This is a genomic window from Burkholderia sp. Bp8984, assembly GCF_003853755.1.
Classification (GTDB): domain Bacteria; phylum Pseudomonadota; class Gammaproteobacteria; order Burkholderiales; family Burkholderiaceae; genus Burkholderia.
In genome coordinates, this window is record NZ_QTQN01000120.1 from 1 (window position 1) to 324 (window position 324).

Here is a 324-nt window from a genome sequence, read left to right on the forward strand (position 1 = left end):
CCACGTCCATCTCAAAGACGCTTCCGCTATCCAAATTACTTACTTCTTCCAGATTGTTAAAGAACGACAGCCGATACTTTCGTACCGCTCTGACTGGCTCAATCGCCAATGAGAAAGACTCGAATGAATCATCATTCGAATGTTTTTCATTGAAGATTATCGAAAGCGGCCGGCATTATAACCGATAAAACCGCTAACAGACAGTCTTTCTGTCTTAATCAACAGCCGATAAGCGTGAGCGCTCAATTTTGCGAGAAGCTCTGGAAAGGAGGTGATCCAGCCGCACCTTCCGATACGGCTACCTTGTTACGACTTCACCCCAGT

At 46.0% G+C, this 324-nt stretch carries 1 rRNA gene; it reads right to left on the reverse strand.

From position 1 onward, the window contains the following. Positions 1-264: 264 nt before the first annotated feature. Positions 265-324 (reverse strand): 16S ribosomal RNA (locus DID98_RS35615); the annotation flags it as partial.